This is a genomic window from Aeromicrobium sp. P2_G6 (assembly GCF_056403535.1).
Genome location: NZ_JBFUFH010000002.1, coordinates 373,590 through 388,163, shown reverse-complemented (window position 1 = coordinate 388,163; position 14,574 = coordinate 373,590). Strand labels below are relative to the sequence as shown.

At 69.6% G+C, this 14,574-nt stretch carries 14 protein-coding genes; 5 read left to right on the top strand and 9 right to left on the bottom strand.

Going from position 1 to position 14,574, the window contains the following annotated elements; genetic code table 11:
* Positions 1-8: 8 nt before the first annotated feature.
* Genes AC1DVU_RS08385 through AC1DVU_RS08370 form a run of 4 tightly spaced genes read right to left on the bottom strand, consistent with a single transcriptional unit; the run spans position 9 to position 3,489 of the window.
* Entirely contained in the window at positions 9-953 is a 945-nt protein-coding gene (locus AC1DVU_RS08385; RefSeq protein ID WP_476921982.1) for an alpha/beta hydrolase, read from the bottom strand.
* A complete protein-coding gene (locus tag AC1DVU_RS08380) occupies positions 953-2,647 on the bottom strand; it encodes a DEAD/DEAH box helicase (protein WP_476921981.1) in 1,695 nt (564 codons plus the stop codon). The genes AC1DVU_RS08385 and AC1DVU_RS08380 overlap by 1 nt, the downstream gene beginning before the upstream one ends.
* On the bottom strand, positions 2,637-2,906 hold the full coding sequence (locus AC1DVU_RS08375; RefSeq protein ID WP_476921980.1) for a DUF3039 domain-containing protein: 270 nt from the start codon (positions 2,904-2,906) through the stop codon (positions 2,637-2,639). Before AC1DVU_RS08375 ends, AC1DVU_RS08380 begins: the two co-directional genes overlap by 11 nt.
* Positions 2,907-2,940: 34 nt before the next feature.
* Entirely contained in the window at positions 2,941-3,489 is a 549-nt protein-coding gene (locus AC1DVU_RS08370) for a YqgE/AlgH family protein (RefSeq protein WP_476921979.1), read from the bottom strand.
* Between the two features lie 73 nt (positions 3,490-3,562).
* Between AC1DVU_RS08370 and AC1DVU_RS08365 the strand changes: the two genes are divergently transcribed.
* Positions 3,563-4,321: a MerR family transcriptional regulator gene (locus tag AC1DVU_RS08365; RefSeq protein ID WP_476921978.1), complete on the top strand. Its 759-nt coding sequence runs from the start codon at positions 3,563-3,565 to the stop codon at positions 4,319-4,321.
* Between the two features lie 60 nt (positions 4,322-4,381).
* Here the strand turns inward: AC1DVU_RS08365 and AC1DVU_RS08360 are convergent, their stop codons facing one another.
* A complete protein-coding gene (locus AC1DVU_RS08360; protein ID WP_476921977.1) occupies positions 4,382-4,840 on the bottom strand; it encodes a hypothetical protein in 459 nt (152 codons plus the stop codon).
* Positions 4,841-4,999: 159 nt separating this feature from the next.
* Here AC1DVU_RS08360 and AC1DVU_RS08355 point away from each other — a divergent pair, with 159 nt between their 5' ends.
* The gene (locus tag AC1DVU_RS08355) at positions 5,000-5,632 is read left to right on the top strand and encodes a TetR/AcrR family transcriptional regulator (RefSeq protein ID WP_476921976.1); all 633 of its coding nucleotides are present in this window, start codon (positions 5,000-5,002) and stop codon (positions 5,630-5,632) included.
* A 6-nt stretch (positions 5,633-5,638) separates the two neighbouring features.
* Here the strand turns inward: AC1DVU_RS08355 and AC1DVU_RS08350 are convergent, their stop codons facing one another.
* Genes AC1DVU_RS08350 through AC1DVU_RS08340 form a run of 3 tightly spaced genes read right to left on the bottom strand, consistent with a single transcriptional unit; the run spans position 5,639 to position 8,125 of the window.
* On the bottom strand, positions 5,639-6,673 hold the full coding sequence (locus tag AC1DVU_RS08350) for a DUF3048 domain-containing protein (RefSeq protein WP_476921975.1): 1,035 nt from the start codon (positions 6,671-6,673) through the stop codon (positions 5,639-5,641).
* A 56-nt stretch (positions 6,674-6,729) separates the two neighbouring features.
* Positions 6,730-7,113, bottom strand: a complete 384-nt coding sequence (locus tag AC1DVU_RS08345) for a hypothetical protein (protein ID WP_476921974.1) — start codon at positions 7,111-7,113, stop codon at positions 6,730-6,732.
* A 1-nt stretch (position 7,114) separates the two neighbouring features.
* Positions 7,115-8,125, bottom strand: coding sequence for an OmpA family protein (locus AC1DVU_RS08340; RefSeq protein WP_476921973.1), 1,011 nt, complete (start codon positions 8,123-8,125; stop codon positions 7,115-7,117).
* 108 nt (positions 8,126-8,233) lie between these two features.
* On the opposite strand from AC1DVU_RS08340, the gene AC1DVU_RS08335 reads away from it, so the two are divergent.
* From AC1DVU_RS08335 to AC1DVU_RS08325, 3 genes are read left to right on the top strand one after another with little or no spacing between them, the layout of a single operon-like run.
* Complete coding sequence (locus AC1DVU_RS08335; RefSeq protein WP_476921972.1) at positions 8,234-12,799, top strand: ATP-dependent helicase; 4,566 nt, start codon at positions 8,234-8,236, stop codon at positions 12,797-12,799.
* The gene (locus AC1DVU_RS08330) at positions 12,792-13,571 is read left to right on the top strand and encodes a DNA-formamidopyrimidine glycosylase family protein (RefSeq protein WP_476921971.1); all 780 of its coding nucleotides are present in this window, start codon (positions 12,792-12,794) and stop codon (positions 13,569-13,571) included. Before AC1DVU_RS08335 ends, AC1DVU_RS08330 begins: the two co-directional genes overlap by 8 nt.
* Positions 13,572-13,614: 43 nt before the next feature.
* Positions 13,615-14,235 (top strand): vitamin K epoxide reductase family protein, encoded by a 621-nt coding sequence (locus AC1DVU_RS08325; protein ID WP_476921970.1) that lies wholly within the window; start codon positions 13,615-13,617, stop codon positions 14,233-14,235.
* Here the strand turns inward: AC1DVU_RS08325 and AC1DVU_RS08320 are convergent.
* Positions 14,232-14,522: a 4a-hydroxytetrahydrobiopterin dehydratase gene (locus AC1DVU_RS08320; protein WP_476921969.1), complete on the bottom strand. Its 291-nt coding sequence runs from the start codon at positions 14,520-14,522 to the stop codon at positions 14,232-14,234. The genes AC1DVU_RS08325 and AC1DVU_RS08320 overlap by 4 nt on opposite strands.
* Between the last annotated feature and the right edge of the window lie 52 nt (positions 14,523-14,574).

Below are 14,574 nucleotides of genomic sequence, written 5' to 3'. Positions count from 1 at the left end.
CAATGCCGTCAGAGCGTCTGCGCGAGGAAGTTGACGATGTCGTCGAGTGCCCGCTTGGAGGCCGGCACGACGCCAGGCAGGCTCATGAACCCGTGGATCGCGCCGTCGTACTCGGCGTACCTGACCGGCACGCCCGCGGCCACCAGCGCGTCACGGTAGCGCGCCCCGTTGTCGAGCAGCGGGTCCAGCTCGGCGGTCAGGATGAACGCCTTGGGCAGTCCGGCGTGCGACGCCGCCCTGATCGGCGAGGCCCGGAAGTCCTCGTCGCCGTACTGCTCGCCCATGTAGAGCCGGGCGAACGCACGCATGTTGCTTGACGTCAGCACCGGTGCGTCGGCATGGCGATCCTCCGAGGGCCAGCGTTCGTACATCTCGGTGCAGGGATAGATCAGAACCTGTGAGCGGAGCTCGGGGGCGCCTGCATCACGTGCGAGCAGGGCCAGCGCTGCCGCGAGGTTGCCACCCCCGCTGTCGCCCATCACCGCGATGCGGTGCGGGTCGATGCCCAGCTCCTCGGAGTGGGCGACGACCCACTCGAGCGTCGCCCAGCAGTCCTCCAGACCGGCCGGGAACGGGTGCTCGGGTGCCAGGACGTACGCCGGTGAGATCACGGCGGCGCGGTTGCGCACGGCGATGCGACTCGCCATCCACTGCGACTGCTCGGGATTGCCCTGGACCCATCCCCCGCCGTGGAGGTTGATGACGCACGGCAGCGGCGCCATCGCGTCGACCGGCCGGTGGACGAGCGCACGCGAGCCGTTGCCGACCGTGATCTCCTCGACGGCCGCGTCCTTGTCGGCCCGGCCGAAGACGAGCTTGCCGGCAAACGTGCGCTGCAGCTTCTTGCGCCTCGCCCGATGCGCCGGCAGGTCGAGAACGTCCTCGATCCCCTTCTCGGACGCCTTCAGGAGCCTGGCGAACACCCGCGTGCGCAGGGCCATGGTCGACGTCATCAGCCCGACGCCTTGAGGGCCCAGGCGCGGATCGCGTCGATGCGCTCCTGCAGTTGCGCCGCCGAGGCCTGCGCCGCCGGCGGCCCACCGCACTGCGACCGGAGCCGGCTGTGCGTCACGCCGTGCGGTGCGCCCGTGCGGTGGTGCCAGGCGCCAACCAGTGCGTGCAGCTCGCGACGGAGCTCGCTGCGCCGCTCGAATGCGACATCGGCCTCGGGCGCCTCGGCATCCTTGGCCTTGACCTTGGCGCGCTTGGCTCGCGACGTGCGCAGCAGCTCGGCGACCTGGTCGTGGTCGAGCAGCCCCGGTATGCCGAGGAAGTCCAGCTCGCCGTCGTCGTCGGACAGCGCGTCATAGCCGAACTCGCCGCCGTCGTAGACCAGCCGGTCGAACGATGCGTCACTCGCGAGCGCGCGGTACTCCCCCAGCTGGTCCGAAGCGCCCTGGTCCTCGTTGGCCTTGGCCATCAGCTCGTCCTCAGCGGCGAACAGGTCGGCCTCGTCCTTGACCGGGCGGCCGATGACGTGGTCGCGCTGCGCCTCGAGGTCCGCCGCGAGGGCCAGCAACCGGGGCACGCTGGGTACGAAGATCGACGCGGTCTCGCCCTTGCGCCGCGCCCGGACGAACCGGCCGACGGCCTGGGCGAAGTAGAGCGGCGTCGCGGTCGTCGTCGCGTAGACACCGACGGACAGCCGCGGGATGTCGACACCCTCACTGACCATGCGCACCGCGACCATCCACGGCGTCATGCTGGCCGAGAAGTCCGCGATGCGCGCGCTCGAGGTCGACTCGTCCGACAGCACGACGGTCGGCTTGGCCCCGGTGATCTCGGCGAGCACTGCGGCGTATGCCCGTGCGGTGTCCTGGTCGCTCGCGATGACGAGTCCACCGGCATCGGGGACGTCGCGGCGCACCTCCATCAGCCGGGTGTGCGCGGCCGTCAGCACCTCGGGGATCCATGACCCGTTGGGGTCGAGCGCGGTGCGCAGCGCCTGTGCGGTCGCGGCGCGGTCGAGCGGTTCACCGAGCCGGGCGGCGACCTCGTCGCCCATCCGGGTGCGCCAGTGCATCTGGCCGGAGTAGGCCATGAACAGCACGGGCCGGACGACCCGGTCCTTGAGCGCGTGGCCGTAGCCGTAGGAGTAGTCCGCGACGCTCGTCATCGTGCCGTCGTCCTGCGGGGCGTACGTCACGAACGGGATGGGGTTGTCGTCGGAGCGGAACGGCGTGCCGGTCAGCGCGAGGCGCCGGACCGCGGGTTCGCACGCCTCCTGCACGGCGTCGCCCCACGACAGCGCGTCGGCCGCGTGGTGCACCTCGTCGAGGATCACGATCGTCGACCGGTGCTCGATGCGGGCTCGGTAGGCGTTGGGGTTCACGGCGAGACCCGCGTAGGTCACGGCGAAGCCCTGGAAGTCCGATCCGAGCACGCCCTGGCCCGCCAGCGACGGATCGAGCGTGATGCCGATGCCCGACGCGGCGAGGGCCCACTGCGTCTTGAGGTGGTCCGTGGGCGTGACGATCACGACGCGCTCGACGATGCCGCGGGCGAGCAGGTCGGCGGCGATCGTCAGGGCAAAGGTCGTCTTGCCGGCGCCCGGCGTGGCGACCGTGAGGAAGTCGCGCGGTTGCCCGCGCTGATAGAGCTCGAATGCCTCACGCTGCCAGACCCGGAGGTGCTGGCTACGCGTCACCCGAGGGGTCCCCCTCGTCGCCGTCGTTGAGGCTCTCCCAGATGTCCTTGCACTCGGGGCACACCGGGAAACGCTCGGGATCGCGGCTGGGGACCCAGACCTTGCCGCACAGCGCGATGACGGGGTGACCCATGATCATCGCCTCGGTCAGCTCGTCCTTGGGGACGTAGTGCGAGAACTTCTCGTGGTCACCCTCTTCGGTGCGCATGTCGGTGCGCTCGTCGACAACCGTCTGAGTACCTCGCCCGAAGAAAGCCACGTCGTCAGTCTAACGAGTCCTCATGACACGTGGGTCAGTTGGCGGAGGGGTCTTCGGGGAATGTCGTCCAGAACCTGACGTCGTTGTCCTGGCGGCGCAGCACCTCGCGCCACAGCGTCTCCGGCTGCGGGGACATGAGGTCCGAGTCGTACGCCTCGACGACGAGCCAGGCGCCCTCCTCGAGCTCGGCCTCGAGCTGGTCGGCACCCCATCCGGCATAGCCGGCGAACACTCGGATGCCGGCGAACTCACCGTTGCCGGGCAACGGGCCCTCAAGGTCGACGAGGCCGACCCGGCCGGCCATCTGGCGCCAGCCGATCGGCGGTGCGACATCGGCGATGACGCCGAGGGCGAGCGCCGAGTCCATCGCGACGGGTCCACCGTCGAACAGGCACACCGGGGCGTTGACGAGGCCGGCCCAGTCGGGCAGCACGTCGTCGACCTCCGAATCCAGCGGGCGGTTGAGGATCACGCCGAGAGCGCCGTCGGCGTCGTGATCGAGGACGAACACGACGCTGCGCATGAACGGACCGGACTCGATGGCCGGCGTCGCCACCAGGAGCCTCCCTCGCAACGTGTCCATGTATCCATGATGCCCCCTGTCGCCACGCGGTGCCCGCAAAAGATGTCCCTCCGAGTGCACCTATGATTCGTGCATGCCAGGTGACGTGCAGGACGGCGAGGAGTACACCGTCGACGAGCTCGCTGCGCGGGCCCAGATGACGGTCCGCAACGTTCGCGCGTATGCCGGGCGCGGCCTGATCGAGGCGCCACGACTCGAAGGGCGTACGGGCTACTACAACCGCGAGCACCTGCAGCGGCTCCAACTCGTACGTCAGCTGATCGAGCGCGGGTTCACCCTCGCGGCGATCGAGAAGGCGATCCTCAACGCCCCGCACGCGGCCGGGCACACCCTCGACCTCATCGCGATCCTCGACCAGCCCGACACCGCCGAGCCCGAGATCATGTCGCGCGACGACCTGGCGGCGCTGGCCGGCGTGCATCGCGACGACACCCTGATCGAGTCGCTGGTCGGGCTCGGGCTGGTCGAGAAGCTCGACGGCGACCAGGTCCGACTGATCGAGCCGGCCGTCGTACGTTCAGGAGCCGCGGCGGTCAAGCTCGGGCTCGCACCGGAGACCGTCATCGCCCTGTTCCCCCTCCTGCAGTCACACCTGCGGACCATCGCGGACGCGTTCGTCCAGGAGGTCGTCAAGGAGCTGGTGCAGCCGTTCATCGATGCGGGCCTCCCGGAGGACGAGTGGCCACGCGTGCTCAGCGTCGTGGAGAGCCTGCTGCCGATCGCGAGTCAGGTGACGCTCGGGATCTTCCGCTCGGAGTTCCGCGATGCGATCGATGTCGAGGTCGGCGAGCAGATCACGGGCCTCGGGTCAGGGCGCGCGGGCAAGGAATAACCCCGCCCGGCACCGGAGGGAGGGAGGTGCCAGGCGGGGTGGTCTGCGGCCGGATATTTCCTAGGCAGCGTGGGCGGTGGCGACCACGGACTCACGGGCGGAGTTCATGATGCGGCGACCGTACGTTGCGACGTCCGGGTGGTTCATCGGCACGCCGGCGGACGCGGCCAGGAACGACTGTTCCTTGGCGAACGCCTTGGCGAGCGCGGTTTCGTGGATGTGGGCGTCGAGCAGGGCGCGTGCACCGGGCATCTCTGCGGCGGTGTTGACCCATGCCGTGACGGCCATCATCTCGGGGGTTTCGACGCTCTCGGTGACGAGGCGGTCCAGCTGTCCACTGAGGCGCTGGAACCAGGCCATCTGCAGGTCGAACAGGAGCTCGGTCTCGTTCGCGAAGGCATTGCGGCCCTCGTCGACCGTGTCGAGCAGTTCGGTGAGTGTCAGGTCGCGGCGCCGGTCGGCGATCGCGAGCAGGTCACGGAGTGTTTCCTTGCGACGGTTGTAAGCATCCCAGGTCATGGTGTGCTCCTTTCTGTTCCCGTCGGTCGAGAGTTCCATACTCTCGGTACGTACTCTCAGTATGTTGGATACCGACGTACTTGGCAAACCCCCGGTATGTGATTCACCCCACCAGAGTCTTTCGGCCCTAGAATGGTCGCCATGCCACACCATGCACGCGTGACGAAGAACGTCCTGCGGACCGCTCGCAAGACCACGCGGCGCCAGGACTACTCATCGAGCACCAAGCGCGCTCTCCTGGACAGTGCGACAACCCTGTTCACCGATCACGGCTACGCCGGCACGTCGCTCGACGAGGTCGTCGCGGCAGCCCGGGTCACCAAGGGTGCGCTCTACCACCACTTCCCCAGCAAGCTCGCGCTGTTCGAGAGCGTCTTCTTCAGAGTCCAGGAAGCCACGACGAACGACGTCGAGAAGGCGATCAACGCCTCCAAGGACCCATGGGAGCGCGCTCAGATCGGCCTCGAGAAGTTCCTCGAGGTGTGCCGCGAGCCGCAGTTCCGTCGCATCTGCATGCAGGAGGGTCCTGTCGCCCTCGGGCACGAGCGTTGGGCCGAGGCCGAGCGCGCCTCGTCGTTCGGCATCGTCCAACGTACGGTCGACGACCTGCTGGCCGACCTGGGTGGCGGCGGCGAGCTCAACGAGGCGTTCGGCGCGGTGTTCTACGGAGCGATCCGCTCGGCTTCGGAGTTCGTGGCCGACGCCGAGGATCCTGACGTGGCGAGCGAGCACGTGCAGGCCGCGATCGGCACGATCCTCGCCGGCCTCCGCCTGCTGCCCTCGATCGACTGACCGGCGTCAGCCGAGGGCGACCCTGCCGTCACCCTTGGGCACGAGCTCGAAGAACACCCGGCCCGGAGCGATCGTGAAGGGCTTGCCCGCCTTGGTCGAGAACGTGATCGACTCCTCGAGGCTCGGCTTGAGCCACTCGACCTCGGTCACGGTGTTGCCGTGGAACACCATCGCGCGACCCTTGCCCTCGAACTTGGTCTCCGGCACGGGGTTGCCCGCCGGGTCGGTGTAGCCGGCATCGCCGACCCTGCAGAACATCACGATCAGGGTGTTGGCCTTGAAGTCCTGACCCGATGCAGCGTGACCGTTGGTGCGCTGCCACGTGCCGCCCGCGAGCTTCCAGCTGGTCGCCGTCGAGTTGGAGAACCGGACGGCCGCCTTGGTGGCCTTCTTCGGCTGAGGCGCCGCGGGGGTGGTCCCGCTCGGTGCCGGGGTCGTCGCCGACGACTTCCTGGCGGTCCACGGCAGGTAGGGCCCCAGGATCTTGCTGGTCTTGGCCTTCTTGGCCACGGTCTTGAGGTTGATCAGGCGGTTGTAGGGGCGGACCTTCGCGGGGTCGCTGCTGAAGCCCGGCGCGCCGCCGTCCTCGGAGAACACCGTGATGCCGGCCCGCTCGACCCGGCGGTAGGTTCCGGCTGCGCCACCCGACGCCACGACCTGTCCCCCGACGGGGGCGGCGATGCCGATGTCGGTGTCGCGCAGCGAGCGCACGTGGCCGACCTTGGACGGCAGGCGTGAGTAGTAGAACGCCGCAAGTCTCGTCAGCCCGCCCTCGACGAGCTCCTCCATGACCATGTCGGCCTTGTTGAGGCCGTACTGCGGGGCACCGCCGCCGGTGTTCTCGATCTTGACGACGAACACCGGGTTGGCCGGTCGACCGTTGGGCATGGGCAGGCCCGTGAGCGGTGAGATCTCGACGAGCTTCTTGGCCGTGCCCTTCGACGCTTCAGGCGTCGTGGGCTCCTTCTTCCCGTCCGACGAGGAGCAGGCGGTCAAGGTGAGGGCTGCCGCGGTGACCGCGACAAGCAGACGCAACTTCATGCCGCCCAGCATGCCTCATGCGGCACGCCACCCTGCGCACCCCTCGCGGCAGTCGCTCAGGTGTCGTCGGAGGCCTGAGGCGGGGTGGCCTTCTTCGCCGGAGCCTTCTTCGCGGGCTCCTTCTTGGCGGTGGTCTTCTTGGCCGCCGTCTTTTTCGCGGTGGTCTTCTTCGCAGTGGCCTTCTTGGCGGGCGCCTTCTTCGCCGGCGCCTTCTTCACCGGCGCCTTCTTGGCCGGCGTGGCCGGCGCCTTCTTCACCAACAGTTCATCGACCGGCGCCTCGGGCTCAGCCACCGGCACAGGAGGTCGTACGTCTGACACGTCGTTGGCACGCGACCTCGCGCGCAGCAGGAGCTCCCGCGCGATCCAGCCGAGGCCGAAGCCGAGGGCGGCCGCGACCACCAGCCAGATGACGATCTCACCGATCGTGTAGCCCGACATGTCAGCCTCCGCTCACGACGAAGGCGACGCGGCGGAACTGCTTCGGCTCGGCGGAGCGGCTGTTGGAGGCGAACGTCCTGGTGCTGACGCGGGCGGCACTCACGCCCGAACGGACGAGGTAGGCCTTGACGGTCCCGAGCCTGGCCGTCGCCAGCGCCTCGCCGGCTGTGGGCTCGTCGGGCCCGGCATACCCACCCGCCTCGACCGCGATCCCCGTGTTGCGGCGCAAGACGTCCGCCACGGCGTCGAGCAGCCGAGTGTTGATCGCGTCGAGGTCCGAGCTGCCGGGCGCGAAGTAGAGCGTCGACGAGTTGAGAGTCGTCGCATCCGTCTCTGAAAGGTCGCCCGGCTGGATGTCGAGGCGGTTCACGACGTCGAGCTCGGGCGCGGCTGCGGCGACCCTCCGGCGTACGTCCTCCGCACCGGCCCGGCTCTCGATCGAACCCGAAAGGTGCAGCGTGCCTGATCCGTCGATCGTCAGCGCGAGGCGCTTGACGCCGACGATGTCGCCGAAGACCTCGGGCAGCTGGTCGATCCAGCCGGTCGTGCCCACTTCCGGGTCGATTGTGAGGTCGCCGGTGACGGGAACGCCGAACGCCTCGGCGACCCCGGCCTTGATGCTCACCGCCGCGTCGGCGTCCGGGACCGTGCCGCTGATCATGATGCCGGTGCCCGTACGTTCGAGGTCGAGCGTCGGTGTGGTGTCGGGAGGTCTGGGCGTCGGCGTGCCGGCGGCCGGCGGCACGATGTCGGCCCAGCGCACGCCTTCGACGCCTTCGACGAGCAGCTCGGCCTTGCCGAGTTCGTCCGGCGTGCCACCGCTGAGCTCGGCCTCGCGACCTCGGAACGTCACGTGGACACCGTCAAGGTCCGCTGCGGCGAGAGCCCGCTCGGCCTTGGCCTGCAGATTGTCTGCGGCCGACGACGACCCGATGAGCGCGCCAACGGTGATCACCACCAGAAGGGTCGTCCCGAGCATGGCGGCGATGGCCTTGAGCCGCTTCTCCGACACTCCGGATCCCCCTGCGTGAACGTCTCGACGAAGGTCAAGACTATCCGCCGGCATCACCCGACGATGCACTCACGGGCGCATGTCGGTGGCGGCTGCAACGATGGGAGAATGACCGGCACGCTGAGGAGTTTCGCTCCAGCCACGCAGGAGTGGTTCGACGAGTCCTTCGACGCACCAACGCCCGCACAGCTCGGCGCATGGGATGCCGTGGCTGGCGACGAGCATGTCCTGGTGGTCGCTCCGACCGGGTCCGGCAAGACCCTTGCGGCCTTCCTGTCGTCGATCGACCGGCTCATGCACGCGGGCGAGTCCGAGGGCACCCGCGTCCTCTACATCTCGCCGCTCAAGGCGCTGGCGGTCGACGTCGAGCGCAACCTCCGCTCGCCCCTCGTCGGCATCACCCAGGCCGCGGCGCGACGCGGCGACGAGTTCCGCGAGGTCAGCGTCGGCGTACGTTCGGGCGACACACCCCAGCGCGATCGCCGAGCGCTCGTGACGCATCCCCCCGACATCCTGATCACGACACCGGAGTCGCTGTTCCTGATGCTGACCTCGGCGGCGCGTGAGACGTTGCGGACGGTCGAGACCGTCATCGTCGACGAGATCCACGCCGTGGCCGGCACCAAGCGAGGTGCCCACCTCGCGTTGTCGCTCGAACGGCTCGACGCGCTCCTACCTGCGCCGGCGCGCCGCATCGGCCTCAGCGCGACCGTGCGCCCCCACGACGAGGTCGCGCGGTTCCTCGGCGGCTCCGCTCGGGTCACGGTCGTGGCTCCTGAGTCAGCGACGCGCCTGGCGCTCGAGGTCGAGGTGCCGGTCGACGACATGACCAGCATCCCGGCACCCCCGCGCGACGAGGGCAGCGGTGCCCGGGCACTGGACGACGATGACCAACCACGCGGCAGCATCTGGCCGCACGTCGAGGACGCCGTCATGCGCCGTGTCCTCGAGCACCGCTCGACGATCATCTTCGTCAACTCGCGTGGCGTCGCCGAGCGCCTCACCGCGCGGCTCAACGAGGCCTATGCGACCTACATCGGTGGTGAGCCCGTCCCGTCCGGCTCCGCTCGTCCCCCGGCGCAGCTCATGGGCGGCAGCGCACAGACCCGCCCTGCTCAGGGGCAGGGCGAAGAGACGATCCTTGCGCGGGCACACCACGGCTCGGTCAGCAAGGAGCAGCGCGCCCTGATCGAGGACGAGCTCAAGACCGGACGGCTCCGCTGCGTCGTTGCGACGTCGAGCCTCGAGCTGGGCATCGACATGGGTGCGGTCGACCTCGTCATCCAGGTCTCCTCGCCACCTTCGGTCGCGAGCGGGCTGCAGCGTGTCGGCCGGGCTGGGCACCAGGTCGGCGAGGTGTCACAGGGCGTGACGTTCCCGACATCGCGTCAGGACCTCCTCGGTGCCGCCGTGACGACGTCGCGCATGCAGCAAGGGCTGATCGAACGCCTCGACATACCGGCCAATCCGCTCGACATCCTGGCCCAACAGACCGTCGCCGTGACGGCACTCGAGCCGATCGACGTCGAGGAGTGGTTCGACACCGTACGCCGCAGCGCCCCGTTCGCGACCCTGCCTCGTTCGGCATACGACGCGACGCTCGACCTGTTGGCCGGACGCTATCCGTCCGACGAGTTCGCCGAGCTGCGTCCCCGGCTCGTGTGGGACCGCGACGCCGGCACGCTGACCGGTCGGCCCGGCGCCCAACGCCTCGCCGTCACGAGCGGCGGCACGATTCCCGACCGGGGCATGTTCTCGGTCAACCTCGCCGCCGGCACCGACGACTCAGGCGGCGGCCGCAAGGTCGGCGAGCTCGACGAAGAGATGGTCTACGAGTCGCGCATCAACGATGTCTTCGCGCTGGGCGCGACGAGCTGGCGGATCCAGGAGATCACGCACGACCGTGTCATCGTCACCCCCGCGTTCGGCCAGCCCGCACGCCTGCCGTTCTGGAAGGGTGACGCCGTCGGGCGGCCCTACGAGCTCGGCGAGGCGATCGGGGGCTTCGTCCGCGAGGCGGCCAACCTGTCCCCCGCCAAGCTCGCCGATCGGACGTCCGCCCTGGGCCTCGGCCGCCAGGCGTCGGACAACCTCGCGGCATACCTGCGCGATCAGAAGGACGCCACGGGGCAGGTGCCGTCCGACCGCACGTTGGTCGTCGAGCGGTTCCGCGACGAGCTGGGTGACTGGCGGGTCGTGCTGCACTCGCCGTTCGGCCGCCGGGTCCATGCTCCGTGGGCCCTCGCCGTCGGCGCCCGCATCCTCGAACGGTTCGGCATGGACGGTTCGGTCGTGGCCAGCGATGACGGCATCGTCGCCCGCATACCCGACACCGAGCTCGAGCCACCCGGCGCCGATCTGTTCGTGTTCGACCCCGACGACCTCGACAAGATCGTCACCGAGGAGGTCGGCGGCTCGGCGTTGTTCGCCTCCCGCTTCCGGGAGTGCGCCGCCCGCGCCCTGCTCCTGCCACGCCGCAACCCCGGCTCTCGCGCGCCCCTGTGGCAGCAGCGGCAACGCTCGGCGCAGCTGCTCGATGTCGCCCGCAACCACCCGACGTTCCCGATCCTGCTCGAGACGGCCCGCGAATGCCTTCAGGACGTCTATGACCTTCCGGCCCTGACGGCACTCACCAGGCGGCTGGCCTCGCGCGAGGTCCAGATCGCCGAGGTCACGACCGAGCGCGCCTCGCCGTTCGCGCAGAACCTGCTGTTCGGCTACGTCGCCGCTTTCCTCTACGAGGGCGACACCCCTCTGGCTGAACGCCGTGCGTCGGCGCTGACCCTTGATCCGACGCTCCTCGCCGAGCTGCTCGGCCGCGCCGAGCTCCGCGAGCTGCTGGACCCCACGGTCATCGAGCACACCGAGCTCGAGCTCCAGCGCTTGACCGACGACCGGCGCGCCAAGGACGTCGAGGGGGTCGCCGACCTGCTCCGGATGTTGGGGCCGCTCACGACTGACGAGGTCGCGGCGAGGCTCCAGCCCGATATCGCGTCCCATGCCGCGACGTGGCTCGCAGAGCTGCAGGAGTCACGACGGGCCATCGAGGTCGCAATCGCCGGCGAGGTGCGCTGGGCCGTGGTCGAGGACGCCGGCCGGCTGCGCGACGCGCTCGGAGTCGTGGTGCCGATGGGCATCTCGGACGCATTCCTCGAGGTGACCGCCGATCCGCTGACGGACCTCATCTCCCGCTACGCCCGCACCCACGGACCGTTCACGACCGAAGAGGCCGCCGCCCGATTCGGCCTCGGCAGCTCCGTCGCCCTCCAGGTGCTGCGTCGTCTCTCGCGCGACGGCCGGCTGACCGAGGGCGAGTTCCGGCCGCAGGCCACCGGCACCGAGTGGGTCGAGCCCGGCGTGCTGCGCAGGCTGCGTTCCCGCTCCCTCGCGGCGGCCCGTCACCAGGTCGAGCCCGTCGACCCGCTGACCTATGCCAGATTCCTGCCGTCCTGGCAGGGCGTCGGCGGCAACCTGCGCGGACCCGACGGAGTGCTGACCGCGATAGACCAGCTGGCCGGACTGGCGCTGCCTGCCTCGGCCTGGGAGGCACTCGTGCTGCCCGCTCGCGTACGCGACTACTCCCCCGCGATGCTCGACGAGCTCACGACCGCAGGAGAGGTGATGTGGTCAGGCGCCGGCACGCTCCCCGGCAACGACGGGTGGGTGCAGCTGCATCCGTCCGATCTGGTGCTGCGGGCCGCGGGCACAGTGCCGCCCGAGCCCGACTCCTTGCAGGCCACGATCATCGAGGCCCTCGACGGCGGGGGCGCGTTCCTGTTCCGCCAGCTCGCCGATGCCGTCGGCACCGACGACCACGGCGCGTTGGCCGAGGCGCTCTGGGATCTCGTGTGGTCCGGCCGGGTCAGCAACGACACGTTCGCTCCCGTCCGTACGCTCGTGGGTCGCGGCGGCGCGCATCGCACGACCCGGCCCGCGCCCCGGGCCCGCATCCATGGCCGACGCACCCGTTCACCCCGTGTGGCGTTGCAGGGACCGCCGACCGTCAGCGGCCGCTGGTTCGCCCTGACCGAGACCACCGGTGACCCGACGAGCCTGCAGCTGGCCCGCACCGAGTCCCTGGTGGGGCGCTATGGCGTGGTGACCCGCGGCTCGGTCATGGCGGAGCAGACTCCCGGCGGGTTCGCCGGCGTCTATCGCGTGCTGCGCGAGCTCGAGCAGACCGGACCGGTGCTTCGGGGCTACTACATCGAGACGCTCGGGGCAGCACAGTTCGCGGCGCCCGCCACGGTCGATCGCATGCGCGGGCACACCAGCGACGACGACCGTCCGACCGACGCCGCAGCCGTGACCCTCGCAGCAACCGATCCGGCCAACCCCTATGGCGCCGCCCTGCCGTGGCCCGAGCGCCGCAACGACGACGAGTCCGCCGGGCACCGCCCGGCCCGCAAGGCCGGATCGCTCGTCGTCCTCCACGACGGGCAGCTGGTGGTCTACCTCGAGCGCGGCGGTCGCAAGGTGCTGGTGTTCGACGACGATCCCGCCCGGCTGGCCGCCGCCGCGGCCTCGCTCATCGCCACGGTCCGGGCCAAGCGCATCAGCCGGCTGACGATCGAGACCGCCGACAGCCATCCCATCGCCTCCACGCCGTTGGGCGAGGCGCTGCTCGAAGCCGGATTCGAGCGCACGATCAAGGGACTGCGCATCGATGCCTGAAGGCGACACCGTCTGGCGCACCGCCCACCACCTGCACGAGGCTCTGGCTGGTCGTGAGCTGACCCGCACCGACTTCCGTGTGCCGGCCTTCGCGACGGTCGACCTGCGTGGCTCGCAGGTCGACGAGGTCGTCAGCCGGGGCAAGCACCTGCTGATCCGCACGCCGGAGCACACGATCCACTCCCACCTCAAGATGGAAGGCGCGTGGCACGTCTACCGGCTGGGCGCGGCCTGGCGACGACCCGGTCACACTGCGCGCGCAGTCCTCGAGAACGACGAGTGGCAGGCCGTGGGCTACTCCCTGGGCATCCTCGAAGTGCTGGCGAGGGGCGACGAGGACTCGGTTGTCGGCCACCTGGGTCCCGACCTGCTCGGCCCCGACTGGGACCTCGACGAGGCCGCCCGACGCGTGGCTGCCGACCCCTCCCGTCCGGTCTACCTCGCGCTGCTCGACCAGCGCAATGTCGCGGGCCTCGGCAACGAGTACGTCAACGAGCTGCTGTTCCTGATGGGGCTGCTGCCCACACGTCCGGTCGGTGAGGTCGCCGACATCCGGCGGGTCCTGTCACGCGGTCGCCAGATGCTCGACCTCAACAAGTCACGGATCGACCGCTCCTTCACCGGCAGCGCGCGCACCGGCGAAGAACGCTGGGTCTACAACCGCGAGCGGTCGCGCTGCCGGCGCTGCGGCACGCCGCTGCTCCACGGCACGCTCGGCGACCGGCCGACCACCGAGCGCAACACGTTCTGGTGCCCGCACTGCCAGACCTGATGTCCCCGCTCGAAAGTTGCAGCCTGACCTTAAGATCACGGTTATGACCGAACTGATCGACGACGTCGACACCGCCGACAACGGCACGCAGGGAAGCCGGGGGCTCGGCCTCCTGCTGACGATCGGCGGCGCGATCGGGCTGCTCTCCGCGGCGATCCTCATCATCGAGAAGGTCAACTACCTCCAGGACAAGGCCGACGGCAAGCCGACGGACCTGAGCTGTGACCTCAACGCGTTCGTGAGCTGCGGTGGTGTCATCAACACCGATCAGGCGTCAGCCTTCGGCTTCCCCAACCCGATCATCGGCGTGGCTGGCTTCGCGGTCGTCGTGACCCTGGGCGTGCTGCTGCTGGCCCGCGTGAAGCTGCCGACCTTCGTGTGGGCCGGGCTGCAGGCCGGCGTGCTGTTCGGCATCGGCTTCGTGACCTGGCTCCAGACCCAGAGCATCTACGACATCGGCAAGCTGTGCCCGTGGTGCATGGTCGTGTGGGCCGTGATGATCCCGATCTTCGTCTGGGTCACGGCTCGCAACCTTCGGGCATACGCGCCCAACAACCCCGTGTCGCGCTTTGTCGGCGACTGGACGCTGCTGATCAACATCCTCTGGTACGTCGCCCTGATCTCCGCGATCTGGTTCGAGTTCGGCGAGAACCTCTGGGCCTAGTCGATCGCCCCGGCGACCCGTTCGAGGACGTTCGCCAGCTGGACGTCACGACCGGTCACCCCGCCGACGTCGTGGCTGCTGAGCCGGATGTCGACCCGGTTGTAGACGTTGGTCCACTCGGGGTGGTGGTTCATCTCGTCGATCGGCAGGGCGGCGCGGCCCATGAAGTCGATCGCCGCGCGGAAGTCCGCGAACTCGTACGTCTTGACGATCGCCTCGCCCTCCTGCGACCAGCCGGGCAACGAGTCGAGGGCTTCTTCGATCTGGGCATCAGTGAACGTCGACATGCCTCGACGATACGTCCGTGACCCAGCCCGCGCCTGGTCCGCGTGAACGGCA

What these genes read in the sequence shown, in the direction of transcription:
- AC1DVU_RS08385 (WP_476921982.1), bottom strand. Translation starts at nt 953, where the DNA reads ATGACGTCGACCATGGCCCTGCGCACGCGGGTGTTCGCCAGGCTCCTG.
- AC1DVU_RS08370 (WP_476921979.1), bottom strand. Translation starts at nt 3,489, where the DNA reads ATGGACACGTTGCGAGGGAGGCTCCTGGTGGCGACGCCGGCCATCGAG.
- AC1DVU_RS08365 (WP_476921978.1), top strand. Translation starts at nt 3,563, where the DNA reads ATGCCAGGTGACGTGCAGGACGGCGAGGAGTACACCGTCGACGAGCTC.
- AC1DVU_RS08360 (WP_476921977.1), bottom strand. Translation starts at nt 4,840, where the DNA reads ATGACCTGGGATGCTTACAACCGTCGCAAGGAAACACTCCGTGACCTG.
- AC1DVU_RS08350 (WP_476921975.1), bottom strand. Translation starts at nt 6,673, where the DNA reads ATGAAGTTGCGTCTGCTTGTCGCGGTCACCGCGGCAGCCCTCACCTTG.
- AC1DVU_RS08345 (WP_476921974.1), bottom strand. Translation starts at nt 7,113, where the DNA reads ATGTCGGGCTACACGATCGGTGAGATCGTCATCTGGCTGGTGGTCGCG.
- AC1DVU_RS08335 (WP_476921972.1), top strand. Translation starts at nt 8,234, where the DNA reads ATGACCGGCACGCTGAGGAGTTTCGCTCCAGCCACGCAGGAGTGGTTC.
- AC1DVU_RS08330 (WP_476921971.1), top strand. Translation starts at nt 12,792, where the DNA reads ATGCCTGAAGGCGACACCGTCTGGCGCACCGCCCACCACCTGCACGAG.
- AC1DVU_RS08325 (WP_476921970.1), top strand. Translation starts at nt 13,615, where the DNA reads ATGACCGAACTGATCGACGACGTCGACACCGCCGACAACGGCACGCAG.
- AC1DVU_RS08320 (WP_476921969.1), bottom strand. Translation starts at nt 14,522, where the DNA reads ATGTCGACGTTCACTGATGCCCAGATCGAAGAAGCCCTCGACTCGTTG.